Here is a 13,129-nt window from a genome sequence, read left to right on the forward strand (position 1 = left end):
TGAGTGGCTTTTTTTATTTTTAATGAATCATTTTTCTGCTAATATTTGAACCGTCTTTAAAGTGTGTGTCAATAATTAAAACAGTATTATTTTTATTAATTGTTGAGATATTAAAAGTATTTCCGTTTACTAGTTGGTTGTAAAGAATTCTTCCGCTGATGTCATGAATAGTAAGGTGTGAGATTTCTTTTTCAAAAGAATTTATGTAAATATTGTTTCCTTCGCTGTAAACATAAAAAGTATTTTTGTTACCTGTATAGTTTTGTTTTTGCGTGTAAAAAATTTCGAATCTCTTTTCAAAATCTCCTTCTTCCGATAGAAACATATAATAGGAAATGTTTAAATCGGTAACAGTTCCAGTAAAATTATCTTTTATATAAACAGGCATATTTTCAAAAGCACCTGCTTTATTCTCCATAGTAATACTATAGAAGCCTTTCGCATTAGCTTTAAAACCTAAATTAAAAATGTCATCAGCATCGAAGTTTCCGCGACCATTAATTACATATTTCTCATTTTTAATAGTGGTATAAATCATAGAATTACTTGTATCAAATGCTTTTCCATCAATACCTAAATCAAATTCTTTTGAAGATTTAGAATTGTAGCCAATTAAAATTTGGTTAAGTGGATTTTCATTTTGGTATAAATTCAATCCAAAAAATGTCATTTTCTGCAATTTTTACTTCATTTGATGATTTAAAGAATTGCGTGTTTTTTACGTCATATCGAAGTGCATTATGAAATAAGACTTTTTCGTTTTCAGAAGAATAAAAATAAAATCCCTGCCCAGGTTTTATAGTTCCATCTGGTATTTGTCCGCCTGCAGCAGAAGCAACACCACCTAGAGTAGTATAAGAAGCAAAATTATTTTGTGCATATGATCCGCCTGAAGCAGCAACAGTATGTGTCCAGAAATATAAAGTTTCTATAGTTCTGTTAGATGCAATAAAATGTTTTCCTTCAATTGTTGCTGGATATGGATTACCTAACATACTGAATCCTGTAGAAACATTTACTTCATAAGTTCCGTTGTTTGCAATTCCTGTAAATTGTCCTAAAATAAGAAGATGCCGAACTAGAAGACCAGTTATTAGGCGCTCTTATAATATATCCCTTTGTTGGTACAAAGTCATTAGTTGAGGGGTCAATTGCTGCATAGGCATTTGCTGGAGTAGTGCCACCAGTAACATATTCATAAAAACGATTAGGTAATGTTTGCGGTGAAAATGCTAACAAGTTTTGTCCGCTAACTGGAGACGACCATGACGTATAATCAAGCCTTATAATTGGTGCACTATTTTTAATATAAGTAATGTTTCCAGTGTTTGCAATATCATTAATTTGGATAAGATTTGCATTGTTCTGAATAGTAAAATTTGCAGTAGCATCTACATTAACTGCTCTAACAACTGTAAAGGTGTGATTTGTTTGTAATGTAACTTGAGATGTTCCTATTATATCTAATGAACAACATTCTAAATCACCACTTGATGTGTAATTACCATTTATATTGCTCTAACATCTTTATTAGGTGTTCCGTTGTTCCATGAACTTCCATTCCAAGTTGTAACAGCAGAACAAGAAATTGTATTCCAAGTATCAGGTGCTTGAGGTCCTCCCCAAATTAATGTGGCAAAATATGGATTATCTATAAACGGATTTCTGTTTCCTTGAAAACTTTGGATAACATTATTTCTAGTGCGTTCAAAATCACTTACAGGATCTTCTTCGTTCCATTCGAGAAAAATGTCTGGCATATCAACATGATAGGTGTTTCCACCAGAGCCAACATTGTTAGCTAGACAACTACTGTCATAACGCACATACATATACATCATCATTCGGGCAATATCACCTTTCCATTCATCTCCTGGGTACCAAAAAGTACTTACGGGTCCAGCATCGCCTTCTCCATCAGCATATAGTCTATTTCCTCTATCTGCGTTAAAGGTTACATCTGCCGCTCTAATATGATGAGCATCTGTACCTGGACCAGGAGAAGAAGTTACTAATGCAGGAGTTCCTAAAGATAAAGCATAAGTATGTTCTCTATTCCAAGCGCCTGTAGGACAAGAACTACTACAGATGTTGGTCACAATATCTGTTCTGTCATTTTTGTAAGCAGCATCAAAATCATCAAAGCCATAAATTAAAAAAACTTTAGAAGCATCATTAGGGGTAACATCTCCAGCTTGTAAAGCATCCCATACATCTGGTGATGATGAGGTGTAGGGCAATTGATTTGTGTGAGTATTTGTAATTAGCGTTGCTAACTGGTTTTTTTAAAGTATTTCCAGTTTGAGTAAAATCAATAGTACTATAATAAGTAGGTATTTGTGCAAATAATGTATTTGCAAAGAGTAATAAAAGTAATTTTAGTTTCATACTATTTTTAAATTTGGGGCGACCAAAGTAAGAATAAAACCAAAACAAAACAAAAAAGCCACTCTTAAGAGTGGCTTATTTTGTGGTACCTCCAGGAATCGAACCAGGGACACACGGATTTTCAGTCCGTTGCTCTACCAACTGAGCTAAGGTACCTTTGTAATCAGAAGCAGTACTTGCTGATTGCGGGTGCAAATATAGGGCCAATTTTATATTTTCCAAAACAATTTTAAAAAAAAATGTATTTGTATATTTGCAAGCGCTAAAAAAGCTAATATGTTATTAACTCTTGATGTAGGGAATACTTTTTTTAAATGTGCTGTTTTTGAGGAAAATAGTATTGTAGAAAAAGTAGTTTTTGAGAAAGAAAACGCAATTTTTGAATTGAAAAAAATTTTTAAAAATTTTACTTCAATTAGTGCTTGTATGTCATCTTCGGTAGGAAAAATTGGTCCCGAAGTAAAAAATTTCATCAAATCTCAGGTAAATTTTATTGAGATAGAGCGAGATTTTTTATTCCCATTTATAAATAAGTACAGTACACCAGATACTTTAGGAATCGATAGAATGGTTTTGGTTTCAGGAGCATCAATTTTATATCCTCAAAAAAATGTTTTAATAATAGATGCTGGAACTTGTATTACTTATGATTTAATAACTGATACAAATGAGTACTATGGTGGTGCAATATCTCCGGGTATTACAATTAGATACAAAAGTTTAAACAATTATACAGCTAAGTTGCCGTTATTAGAAAAAGAAACACCAAATTCATATCTTGGAAATTCAACAAAAAATGCTATCCATTCAGGAATTGTTAATGGTGTTTTGTATGAAATAGAGGGTTTTATTTCCCAATATCAAGTTAATTTTCAAGATTTAACAATAATTTTAACAGGAGGCGATGCAGATTTTTTGGCTAAAAGTTTAAAAAGCACCATATTTGCCAATTCAAATTTTTTATTAGAAAGTTTGAATGCATTATTCAGGTATAGTAAAAATACAAAATGATAAAAAAGATATTTTTCTGTTTAGGTATTAGCCTATTAAGTTTTAATGTGTTTTCTCAAGAAAATACTTCATCAGCTTATTCTTATTACGGTATTGGAGAAGTTCGTTTTAAAGGAACTGAAGCGGCAAAGGCAATGGGTGGTCTAGCAATTACTGGAGATAGTATTGCTATTAACTTAAATAACCCCGCATCATATTCGAGTTTAAAATTAACAACGTTTAGTGTAGGAGGAAGTACAAACTTTACTACTCTAAATGCTATGGAAAAACAAGAAAAAGCGAAAAGTACAGCCTTCGATTATATAGCAGTTGGAGTTCCAATGGGAAAATTTGGGGCGGTAGTTGGATTAGCTCCTTATAGTGCAATTGGTTATAAAATTGAAAATAGTTCAACAGATGGTGATCTTCAGCGAGTGAAAAGGTTTAACGGGTCAGGAAATATTAATCGTTTTTTTACTGGTTTTTCGTGTCAAATTAATAATGAATTTAGTGTAGGAGCTGGGATTGATTATAATTTTGGGCAAATCGAGAACAATCTTATTGAGTCTATTGCCGGTGTACAGTTGTCAAGTAAAGAAACAAACACTGCAGAGGTTAGAGGGGTGAGTTTTAACTTCGGCGCCTTATATAGCAAAAAGATAAATGGCGATAAAAAGATTTTTTCAAGCTTGACTTATGTGCCTGAAGCATCACTATCGTCAAAAAACTCTAGAACATTAGGAACTGTAACTTATTCATTAAGTGGTTCGGAAATACCTGTTGGTACTCCAATTGAAGTTGATATAGCTGATACCGATTTAAAAATTCCTTCAAAATTAGGGTTAGGTTTCGGAATTGGTAAAGTAACTAAGTGGTTTGTTGGTACAGAAGTTTCTTTCTTAGGAAACAAAAGTTTAGTGAAAAGATTTGATGATGGTTTAAATTATGAATATAAAAATGGTCAGCGATACATCTTGGGAGGATATTATATTCCTAAGTATGATTCATTTTCAAGTTATTTAAGTAGAGTGGTTTACAGAGCCGGTTTTAGATATGAAAACACAGGTTTAGAAATAAATGGAAAGAATATCGATGATTATGGCATGAATTTTGGTTTTGGTTTACCAGTTGGGCTTTCAAAAATTGATATCGGATTCGAATTTGGACAAAGAGGTACCACTTTAAAAGGATTGGTTTTTGAAAATTATTTCAACATAAACATAGGATTATCATTAAGTGATAAATGGTTTAAGAAAACTTTAATTGACTAATAAATAGAAATGAAAATGAAAACAAAATTAACTTTAGTTTTATTCGCTGTAGTTAACTTTTTTGCCTCTGCACAAGATTGTACAGAAACATTAAGCTTAATGGCAACTTCTGTTAAAGCAAAAGATGTTGCGGCATACGATTATTTAACTACGTTAAGAAAAAACTGTGCAAATTTTGACGAAAGAGTTTACAGATTTGGTGAATTTGCAATTAAACAAAAAATTGAAGCTGCAGGTGAGAACAAAGTTGAAAAAGAGAAATATGTTCGTGATTTAATGAAACTATATGACGAATATTATACAAATTTTCCAACATCAGTATATTCTCAAAGTGTGGATGTAAAAAAAGGATTAGCTTTATTCGATAATAATGTTGGTTCAAAAGAAGAAATCTTTGCTTTGTTTGATAAAGCCTTTAAAAATGATTTTTCAAATTTTAATGATACAAGAGCTTTATATGCTTATTTCGAATTATTTGTAAACGACTATAAAGCAGGTAATAAAGGAATCGATTTACAACATGTTTTTGATAAATATGATGATATCTCTGAAAAACTTTCGGCTCTTTCTAAAGAAGATTCTGATGCTTTAGACGTTCTATTGACTAAAGAAGAAGCAGGTACACCACTTGACTCTAAAGAAGAAAAAGCGAAAAGAAAATTAGATGCAAATTTAGAAGCGATAGCTGTGGTTTTACCAAGTATGGATGGAATTATTGTAGAATTATCTACTTGCGAAAAGTTAATTCCTTTCTATCAAAAATCGTTCGAGGCTAATAAAACAAACGAGCAATGGTTAAAACGTGCAGCTGACCGTTTAGAAGCAAAAGAGTGTGATAGTGATCCATTATTCTCTAAAATTTCTGAAGCTTTATACAAACTTAACCCAAGTGCAGATGCTGCATACAAGTTAGGTGTAGTAGAATTACAAAGAAAAAATACTTCTAAAGCTATGGATTATTTCAACCAAGCGGCTGGTATGTATACAGATAATACTAAAAAAGCAGCTGTTTATATGAAAATGGCTTATGCTTACAAAAACTCAAGTAAAAGTCAGGCAAGAACATATGCAAAAAAAGCTTTAGCTGCTAAGCCTTCTTATGGTGCTGCATATTTGTTTATTGCACAGTTATATGGTAATAGTATAAACGATTGTGGTTCTAATCCATTCGAAAAAAGAGCAATGTATTGGTTAGCCGCTCAATATGCTGATAAAGCCGCAGCGGTTGATCCTTCTGTTAAGAGTTCGGCTGCAAATATGGCTGCTGGTTATAGAAAAGCGGCGCCTTCTAGAACTGAAATTTTCCAATCAGGAAAAGCTGGACAAAGAATTTCTTTTAACTGTTGGGTAGGAGAAAGTATTGTAGTTCCTAGCTTGGATTAATTAAAATAAATGAATTTTAAATTCAAAAATATAATATTAAACATAGTCACGGTTTTTGCTGTGGCTATGTTTTTTTCTTGTGAAGGTTCTTTAAAGAACGTCCAAAAAGCAAATATGTCGACTTTTTCCCCAATTGGTGAAGCAGATTCTATTAATCTAAGATATACTGATTCTGGAAAAGTACTTACAACTCTTAAGAGTGAAAAGATGTTGGATTATTCAAATATTGAAAATCCTTTTGTAGAATTTCCGAAAGGGGTATTTGTTTCAATGTATGATAAAAACGGAACTGTAACTACAACAATTCGTTCAGATTATGCAATTTCATATAAAAAAACCGATATCATCGATTTGCAAGGTAATGTTGTAATCGCTTCAAACGATGGTAAAAAAATGGAAACTTCGCAATTGTATTTTGACCAAAAAAATGAATGGTTTTTTACCGAAAAATTCTTTAAGTTTACTGATGGTGAAGGCGGATTTCTTCAAGGTCCAGGAGTTGACTTTAGTAAAGATTTTAAAATCTTCAATATGCAACAAAGCAACGGAGAAGTTAAATCTGTTGAATAGTTCTTCTTTAAATTTCAAATAATTTTAGCTACATTTGGCTAAAAGTTTACAACAATGACTTATTTAAAAATTGTACAGTACATGTACTTGGTTTTTGCGGCATTTTTTATTTACGATGCTTATGCAAAAGCGCTTGCTGGTGAAAATTATTGGTTAAGTGTTATTATTGCATTAGTAGCAATAGGAATGTTCTTTTTTAGAAGACATTTTTATAAGAAATATCAAAAACCTAAAGATTAAGGGCAATGGAAATTGCTATAATCATAGTTTGTTTACTACTTTCTGCTTTTTTTTCAGGAATGGAAATTGCCTACGTTTCCTCAAACAAGGTGTTTCTTTCTATTGAAAAGAAACAAAACAATTTTAATGCAAAAGTACTTGCTAAATTAATCGAGAAACCTTCACAGTTTATTACATCCATGTTGGTTGGTAATAATGTGGTGTTGGTAATTTATGGTATTTATTCAGGTGATTTAATTATGAACTGGATAGAATCTTTAAATTATGCTTTTAGCCCATTTGTCGATTTAATTTTACAAACTATTATTTCGACTTTAGTTATTTTAATTACAGCCGAATTTTTACCTAAAGTTTTCTTCCAAATTTACGCGAATAGCTTTATTAAGACATTAGCTTTACCTGCATACTTTTTTTATCAGTTGTTTTTTTGGGTTTCCAAATTAATCATTTGGATTTCCGATTTTATATTGATGAAATTCTTTAAAACGGAGGGCGATCAAGTTCAAGATTATTTCAGTAAAGTAGAATTAGGAAATTTCATTACAGAACAAATGAATGGAGTTTCAGAAGATGATGAAATTGATTCAGAAATTCAAATTTTTCAAAATGCTTTAGAATTTTCCGACTTAAAAGCACGCGATATTATGACGCCGCGTACTGAAATTGCAGGTGTCGATATTTTAGATTCTGTTCAAGAACTAAGAGACTTGTTTATTAATACAGGTTATTCTAAAATTATTGTGTACCAAAATTCGGTTGATGATATTCTAGGTTATGTGCATTCATTTGAATTGTTCAAAAAACCGAAAACAATCAAGTCTGTAATGATTCCAATAGAATATGTTCCAGAAACTATTTACATTAAAGATTTACTAGATATTTTAACGAAAAAGCGTAAAAGTATGGCGGTAATTTTAGATGAATACGGCGGAACATCTGGAATTGTAACAGTAGAAGATATCATTGAAGAATTATTTGGTGAAATTGAAGACGAACACGATTTAGACGAAGAATTGATAGATGAAATCATAGAGGAGAACTCTTATTTGTTTTCGGCTAGACTAGATGTGGAATTTATAAATGAGAAATACAATCTAAATATTCCTGAGTCAGATTCTTACAGTACATTAGGAGGTTTCATTGTTCACAATACAAAAGAAATTCCTCAAAATGAAGAAAAAATTAGAATCGAAAACTTCGAAATTACAATTCATTCGGCTTCAGGTAATAAAATAGAATTGGTAAGACTTACAATTCTTGAAGAAAAACAATAAAAAAATAAAAAAAATAGTGAATTTTATGAATTTGCTATTTTATTATTTAATAGATAATTGTATTTTCGCCCTCTGAAAAAAGTTAAATTATATAAAAATGGCAGTTTTAGGAAAAATTAGACAAAAGACAGGATTACTTATCTTTTTAATTGCTTTAGCCTTAATCTTGTTTTTAGTTCAAGATGCTTTTCAAAACGGTTTCTTTGGTTCTAATGCTAATAATATTGGTACTGTAAATGGTACAGATATAGACGCTCAAGAATTTATGAGAAAAGTTGCTCAAGTTGAAAAACAAAACCAAAATACTACTAATACTCAAGCTATCAATAACGTTTGGGAACAAGAAGTGAGAAACATTCTTTTAGGCGAAGAAATTGAGAAATTAGGTTTAGGTATTGCAGATGAGCAAGTGATTAATGAGATTAAGAAAAATCCTTATTTTTCTCAAAATCCACAATTTTTAAACGCTGCAGGTCAGTTCGACGAAAACAAATTCAAAGAATTTGTAAAGTCAATTAAAAATGATCCAAACCAAGATCGTTGGTTAGAGTGGAAAAACTTCGAAAATGAAGTAGTAACTTCATCTGTTCAAAACATGTACTACAACATGTTAAAAGGTGGGGTTTACACAACTAAAGCTGAAGGTCAATTTAAATATGTAGCAGAAAACAGAAAAGTAGATTTTGACTATGTTACTGTTCCTTATACTACAATTAATGATGATGAAGTAAAAGTTTCGGATGATGAAATTATTGCTTTCATGAAAAAAACTCCTAAAAAATTCAAATCAGAAAACACAAGAAGTATCGAGTATGTTTTATTCGACAACAAACCTTCTGATGCTGATGAGAAAGATATGGAAAAAGCAATGAATGATGTAATGTTTGGTAAAGTTGAATTCAACAGTAAAACAAACACTAACGATACAATTGCTCCATTTAAAGATATTACTAATGTTGCAGAATATGTAAATAAAAATTCTGACATTAAGTTTGATTCAACATACGTAACTAAGAAAGATTTACCTTTAGAATTCCAAGAGCAGTTATTTAACTTGTCTACAGGTGAAGTTTTTGGTCCTTATGCAAATAATGGATACCAAAATGTTTCTAAAATGGTTGCTAGAAAATCTAATGCAAGTGCAAAAGCAAGTCATATTTTAGTTTCTTATGCTGGTGCACCTCAAGCTTCAGTTACAAGAACAAAAGAAGAAGCTCAAACATTAGCAAATGAATTATTAGCTAAAGCAAAAGCTAATCCTAACGATTTCGGAAAATTAGCATTAGAAAATTCTGATGATCCAGGTTCTAAAAATAACAATGGTGAGTATGATAACATTGCACCAGGACAAATGGTTCCACAATTTAATGATTTTGTATTCAACAACGCTCCTGGAACAATTGGTTTAGTTGAAACCGATTATGGTTTCCACGTAATCAAAGTTATGCAAAAATACGATGCTGTTTTATTAGCTACTGTTGCTAAAAGAGTAGAACCATCTGAGGCTACAATTGATGCTAATTATTCTAAGGCGGTTAAGTTTGAAGCAGATGCTGCTGATAAAGATTTTGCTGAATTAGCAAAAACTGTAAATGCGAATGTTGTGCCTTCAACGAACTTTAAAGTTACTGATGAATATATTGCTGGTTTAGGAGCTCAAAGAGCTATTGTTTTATGGGCATTTAATGACGATACTGAAGTAGGTGATGTTAAACGTTTCGAAGTTCCTCAAGGATATGTAATTGCAAAAATGACAACAAAAAACGATACAGGTTTATTATCTGTAGATATTGCAAGACAATCAGTAGGTGTTACTTTAATGAACGAGAAAAAAGCAGTTAAAATTCATGAAAAAATGAAAGGAAACTCTTTAGAAGAAGTTGCAAAAGCTACTGGTGGTTCTGTTATTACTGCTACCGATGTAATTTTAGCAAACTCTGCAATTCCAAATGTTGGTCAAGAGCCAAAAGTTGTTGGAACAGCTTTCAATTTAGCTTCAGGAAAAGTTTCTAGCTTAATTGATGGAAATACAGGAGTGTTTATGATTAAAACCAAAACAGTTAAAAATGAGGCTGCAGCTCCAAATTATAATTCACAAGTTGCTCAAGAAAACATGCAACAACAAAACTCAGCTCAAATGAGAGCATACCAAGCTTTAAAAGAAAAAGCTAGTATTGAAGATAACAGAGGTAAAATGTAATTTTACACTTTCAATAAAATAAAAAAGGAGAGCATTTGTTCTCCTTTTTTATTTCTTTATATTAGTATTAGTATAACTTTATGCAACATTGTTATTTAATTGTATGAAACATTTTTTCGTTATCGTTGTATCTATTTTATTTTATAATTGTACAACTAATAAGAATATGATTTATGGGAAATATGTTTGGGATGGCGGATATGATGTATATGAGTCTATTCAAATTAAATCTGACAGTACATTTGAATTTAATTGGCATGCTGGTTTAGCAGGTGAAGGTATAACTTTAGGGAAGTGGAAAGTTAATAATGGAAATTTAGTTCTTAATAGCTTTAACCAATCTAGCAATACATTGAATTTTGTTGTTTTAAACGAACTTGTTAACTCTAAGGATTTTATAGAAGTTAAGATTGTAGATCAATATGGGCCAGTTTTTGGAGCTAATTGCGAATTGTTATTTAAAGGAAATAATGTTGCTTTTAGTACATCAAATTCTGATGGCATTGTAATGATTTCAAAACAAAAATTTGATACAATTAAAATTACTTTTATAGGAAAACAAGAGATTATCTATTTACTAAAATATAAAGATTTCAATTTTTTTGAATTTGAAATGTTAGATAAAGTAGATTATCTATTTTTTAATAATGAAAAATGGAAAATTAAAAAGAATAGATTGTATAGTAAGAGAGTAAAATCGATTAAAAGTCTAGAAAAGAACTATTATGAAAAAGTGGAATAATAATTTTATATAAACAAAAAAGAGAGATTCAAAATCTCTCTTTTTTTATTAGAATTTAAATAACTTTTACATATTCGATAACCATTGCTCAGGATTAAGAGTAGTAGTATTTTGTAATACTAAAAATTTAACTACAGCTTTACCTGAAGGATCGGTATGAATTTTACCTATATTTTGCTTTATAGACACTTTATCGCCTGGTTTAACCGAAACGCTTTGTAAGTTTAAATAAACCGTTACAAAGTCTCCATGACGTATATAAACAGCTTTGTTGTTTGCACTCACCACTTGCACTTGTAAAACTTCACCATCAAAAACGGCTCTTGCCCACTTTCCTGGTTCGGTTGCAATTTCAACACCACTATTGTGAACTGTAAGGTTTTTGTGAACAGGATGCGGTTGATCTCCATAACGCAGTTGTACAAATCCTGTTTCTACAGGCCAAGGTAATTTACCTTTATTGGCTTTAAAATTATCCGATACTATTTTGCCTTCTGGCGTTAAAACAAATTTTGAAGTAGAGCTAGAGGCTTTAACACCAGTTTTAGCTTCATTTTTCTTGTTTGCTTTAGCAATTTCTTCGGCAATTAATTTTTTAATTTGACGATCAATTTCTTTTGCAGCTTTTTGTTTTTTATCAATTTCAGCTGCATATTTTTTCTTGTTCTTTTGAACTTCTTTTGCAAGTTTTTCTTGCTCTACTCTTTGCTTTTCAAGTTCTACTTTTTCTGCTTCGCTTTCAGCAATAACTTTTTCTTTTTCTTTTTTGCCTTTTTCTAGTTTTACTTTGGCAGTATTTAGTTTTTCTTGTTTTTCTACAATTTCATCGCCTTGCATTTTTCTAAAACTTGCATATTGCTTCATGTATTGAATGCGTTTGTAAGCTTGTAAAAAGTTTTGCGACGATAAAACGAACATAATGCGGCTTTTATCGTTACGACTTTTGTATGATTTTACAATCATTTTGCTGTAATCTTCTTTCAAGATTTTTAACTCGCGATTCAGTTTGTTTACTTCTAATTGAGTTAAATAAATTTCGTCTTCAAGTAATCTCTTTTGTTTTGCCGTTGTGTTGATTAATTTTTCGCTTAAGCGAATGCGAGCTTTTTGCTCGGCTAATTGACTTAAAACCGATTTTTCTTTCTTTTTCTCATCATTTAAAAGCGTTTTAAAAGCCGCAATTTCTTTTTGAATTTGCTCTTTTTGTTCTTCTAACTTCTGCTGTTTTGAAGGTTGAGCATAAGATAGAAGACTACTTAAAAATAATAGTATTACAAAATGTATTCGGTTCATGTAAGTTTTTAATTAATTTTTACTTCTTCATATCCACTAGGAATAGAGAATGATGTATTTAAATCTTCGTCAAAGGTAATATTCTTATATTGTATTTCAATATTTACTTGATCTTCTTGTAAGGCTTTAAGCAAAATTTCATTTGGTAAAAACATATTGTTTTGTTTCCCAAAAGAAGGATATTCTATTTCTAAACTTCTATTTTCTCTCTTTTGCGCCACTTTTTCTTTCTTAACAAGGAAATTTGCTGCTTCAAAGTAAAACGTCTTTTCTGTAGAAGATTTTTCCTTTTCTGTTAATTTGTACATTTCGTCTTCAATAGTGGCAACATATTTTGTTTTGGTTAAATCGTCTAAAGCTTTCCCCAAAAACAAATTTTGTACTTTATTGAAATCTAAATCGGTTCCTAACCAATTGCTCAACATGTCAAAATTTCCATCGAAATAAGAGTTGTTGATTTTTTCATAATAACGAACTCTATCGGGTGTAATCAATGCTTTTGCAGCGGGGAAACCTAAAAACTTAACATTAATCCAAATTTTTTCATTTCGAATAATGCGAATATCTGCTGAAACACTTTGCATTTGCTTTTCATCTTTGTATTTAGCAGTTGCTCTAATATTTAAAGTTTTGAAATTTTGTGCATTAGCATAATGTTCTTGTATAACTTTAGTTGCAGCAAGTTCTTCGTTGGCTGCTAATTCACCAACAGATTTTTTTGCTTTACAAGAAGATAATAATGTGATTATAATTAAAATAGATACTTTCTTCAGCATGT

At 30.9% G+C, this 13,129-nt stretch carries 12 protein-coding genes, 1 tRNA gene and 1 pseudogene; 8 read left to right on the plus strand and 6 right to left on the minus strand.

The features are described from left to right. Nucleotides 1-19: 19 nt before the first annotated feature. The 4 genes and pseudogenes from GCU34_RS11325 to GCU34_RS11340 all read right to left on the minus strand — a co-directional run bounded on the left by GCU34_RS11325 (nucleotide 20) and on the right by GCU34_RS11340 (nucleotide 2,544). Nucleotides 20-670, minus strand: a complete 651-nt coding sequence (locus tag GCU34_RS11325; protein WP_072781982.1) for a hypothetical protein — start codon at nucleotides 668-670, stop codon at nucleotides 20-22. Beyond that, nucleotides 636-995, minus strand: coding sequence for a hypothetical protein (locus GCU34_RS11330; RefSeq protein WP_072781980.1), 360 nt, complete (start codon nucleotides 993-995; stop codon nucleotides 636-638). The genes GCU34_RS11325 and GCU34_RS11330 overlap by 35 nt, the downstream gene beginning before the upstream one ends. A gap of 513 nt (nucleotides 996-1,508) precedes the next feature. Continuing rightward, nucleotides 1,509-2,273 (minus strand): annotated as a pseudogene (locus tag GCU34_RS11335) (endonuclease I family protein); the annotation flags it as partial. Nucleotides 2,274-2,471: 198 nt separating this feature from the next. Next, nucleotides 2,472-2,544, minus strand: a tRNA-Phe gene (locus tag GCU34_RS11340). A 120-nt stretch (nucleotides 2,545-2,664) separates the two neighbouring features. Between GCU34_RS11340 and GCU34_RS11345 the strand changes: the two genes are divergently transcribed. The 8 genes from GCU34_RS11345 to GCU34_RS11380 all read left to right on the plus strand — a co-directional run bounded on the left by GCU34_RS11345 (nucleotide 2,665) and on the right by GCU34_RS11380 (nucleotide 11,058). Next, on the plus strand, nucleotides 2,665-3,399 hold the full coding sequence (locus GCU34_RS11345) for a type III pantothenate kinase (RefSeq protein WP_072781976.1): 735 nt from the start codon (nucleotides 2,665-2,667) through the stop codon (nucleotides 3,397-3,399). Continuing rightward, nucleotides 3,396-4,649, plus strand: a complete 1,254-nt coding sequence (locus GCU34_RS11350; RefSeq protein ID WP_072781975.1) for a porin family protein — start codon at nucleotides 3,396-3,398, stop codon at nucleotides 4,647-4,649. Before GCU34_RS11345 ends, GCU34_RS11350 begins: the two co-directional genes overlap by 4 nt. 15 nt (nucleotides 4,650-4,664) lie before the next feature. Beyond that, nucleotides 4,665-6,032 (plus strand): tetratricopeptide repeat protein, encoded by a 1,368-nt coding sequence (locus tag GCU34_RS11355; RefSeq protein ID WP_072783395.1) that lies wholly within the window; start codon nucleotides 4,665-4,667, stop codon nucleotides 6,030-6,032. A 9-nt stretch (nucleotides 6,033-6,041) separates the two neighbouring features. Further along, the gene (lptC, locus tag GCU34_RS11360) at nucleotides 6,042-6,602 is read left to right on the plus strand and encodes an LPS export ABC transporter periplasmic protein LptC (RefSeq protein ID WP_072781973.1); all 561 of its coding nucleotides are present in this window, start codon (nucleotides 6,042-6,044) and stop codon (nucleotides 6,600-6,602) included. A 54-nt stretch (nucleotides 6,603-6,656) separates the two neighbouring features. Continuing rightward, a complete protein-coding gene (locus GCU34_RS11365) occupies nucleotides 6,657-6,842 on the plus strand; it encodes a hypothetical protein (RefSeq protein ID WP_072781971.1) in 186 nt (61 codons plus the stop codon). Nucleotides 6,843-6,847: 5 nt separating this feature from the next. Beyond that, nucleotides 6,848-8,116: a hemolysin family protein gene (locus GCU34_RS11370; protein ID WP_072781969.1), complete on the plus strand. Its 1,269-nt coding sequence runs from the start codon at nucleotides 6,848-6,850 to the stop codon at nucleotides 8,114-8,116. A gap of 97 nt (nucleotides 8,117-8,213) precedes the next feature. Beyond that, nucleotides 8,214-10,316, plus strand: coding sequence for a peptidylprolyl isomerase (locus tag GCU34_RS11375; protein WP_072781967.1), 2,103 nt, complete (start codon nucleotides 8,214-8,216; stop codon nucleotides 10,314-10,316). A 103-nt stretch (nucleotides 10,317-10,419) separates the two neighbouring features. Then, nucleotides 10,420-11,058 (plus strand): hypothetical protein, encoded by a 639-nt coding sequence (locus GCU34_RS11380; protein WP_143146174.1) that lies wholly within the window; start codon nucleotides 10,420-10,422, stop codon nucleotides 11,056-11,058. Between the two features lie 66 nt (nucleotides 11,059-11,124). Here the strand turns inward: GCU34_RS11380 and GCU34_RS11385 are convergent, their stop codons facing one another. Next, nucleotides 11,125-12,351 (minus strand): murein hydrolase activator EnvC family protein, encoded by a 1,227-nt coding sequence (locus tag GCU34_RS11385; protein WP_072781964.1) that lies wholly within the window; start codon nucleotides 12,349-12,351, stop codon nucleotides 11,125-11,127. Between the two features lie 8 nt (nucleotides 12,352-12,359). Further along, nucleotides 12,360-13,127 carry a DUF4292 domain-containing protein gene (locus tag GCU34_RS11390; protein ID WP_072781962.1) on the minus strand — a complete coding sequence of 256 codons (768 nt, stop codon included), beginning with the start codon at nucleotides 13,125-13,127 and terminating at the stop codon, nucleotides 12,360-12,362. Nucleotides 13,128-13,129 lie beyond the last annotated feature (2 nt).

It is taken from the genome of Flavobacterium haoranii (assembly GCF_009363055.1).
Taxonomy (GTDB): domain Bacteria; phylum Bacteroidota; class Bacteroidia; order Flavobacteriales; family Flavobacteriaceae; genus Flavobacterium; species Flavobacterium haoranii.

Excerpts from the sequence above, each read along its gene's own strand:
- GCU34_RS11370 (WP_072781969.1), top strand. The coding sequence starts at position 6,848 with ATGGAAATTGCTATAATCATAGTTTGTTTACTACTTTCTGCTTTTTTT.
- GCU34_RS11350 (WP_072781975.1), top strand. The coding sequence starts at position 3,396 with ATGATAAAAAAGATATTTTTCTGTTTAGGTATTAGCCTATTAAGTTTT.
- GCU34_RS11330 (WP_072781980.1), bottom strand. The coding sequence starts at position 995 with ATGTTAGGTAATCCATATCCAGCAACAATTGAAGGAAAACATTTTATT.
- GCU34_RS11385 (WP_072781964.1), bottom strand. The coding sequence starts at position 12,351 with ATGAACCGAATACATTTTGTAATACTATTATTTTTAAGTAGTCTTCTA.
- GCU34_RS11380 (WP_143146174.1), top strand. The coding sequence starts at position 10,420 with ATGAAACATTTTTTCGTTATCGTTGTATCTATTTTATTTTATAATTGT.
- GCU34_RS11355 (WP_072783395.1), top strand. The coding sequence starts at position 4,665 with ATGAAAACAAAATTAACTTTAGTTTTATTCGCTGTAGTTAACTTTTTT.
- GCU34_RS11345 (WP_072781976.1), top strand. The coding sequence starts at position 2,665 with ATGTTATTAACTCTTGATGTAGGGAATACTTTTTTTAAATGTGCTGTT.
- GCU34_RS11325 (WP_072781982.1), bottom strand. The coding sequence starts at position 670 with ATGACATTTTTTGGATTGAATTTATACCAAAATGAAAATCCACTTAAC.
- GCU34_RS11375 (WP_072781967.1), top strand. The coding sequence starts at position 8,214 with ATGGCAGTTTTAGGAAAAATTAGACAAAAGACAGGATTACTTATCTTT.
- GCU34_RS11365 (WP_072781971.1), top strand. The coding sequence starts at position 6,657 with ATGACTTATTTAAAAATTGTACAGTACATGTACTTGGTTTTTGCGGCA.
- GCU34_RS11390 (WP_072781962.1), bottom strand. The coding sequence starts at position 13,127 with ATGCTGAAGAAAGTATCTATTTTAATTATAATCACATTATTATCTTCT.
- lptC (WP_072781973.1), top strand. The coding sequence starts at position 6,042 with ATGAATTTTAAATTCAAAAATATAATATTAAACATAGTCACGGTTTTT.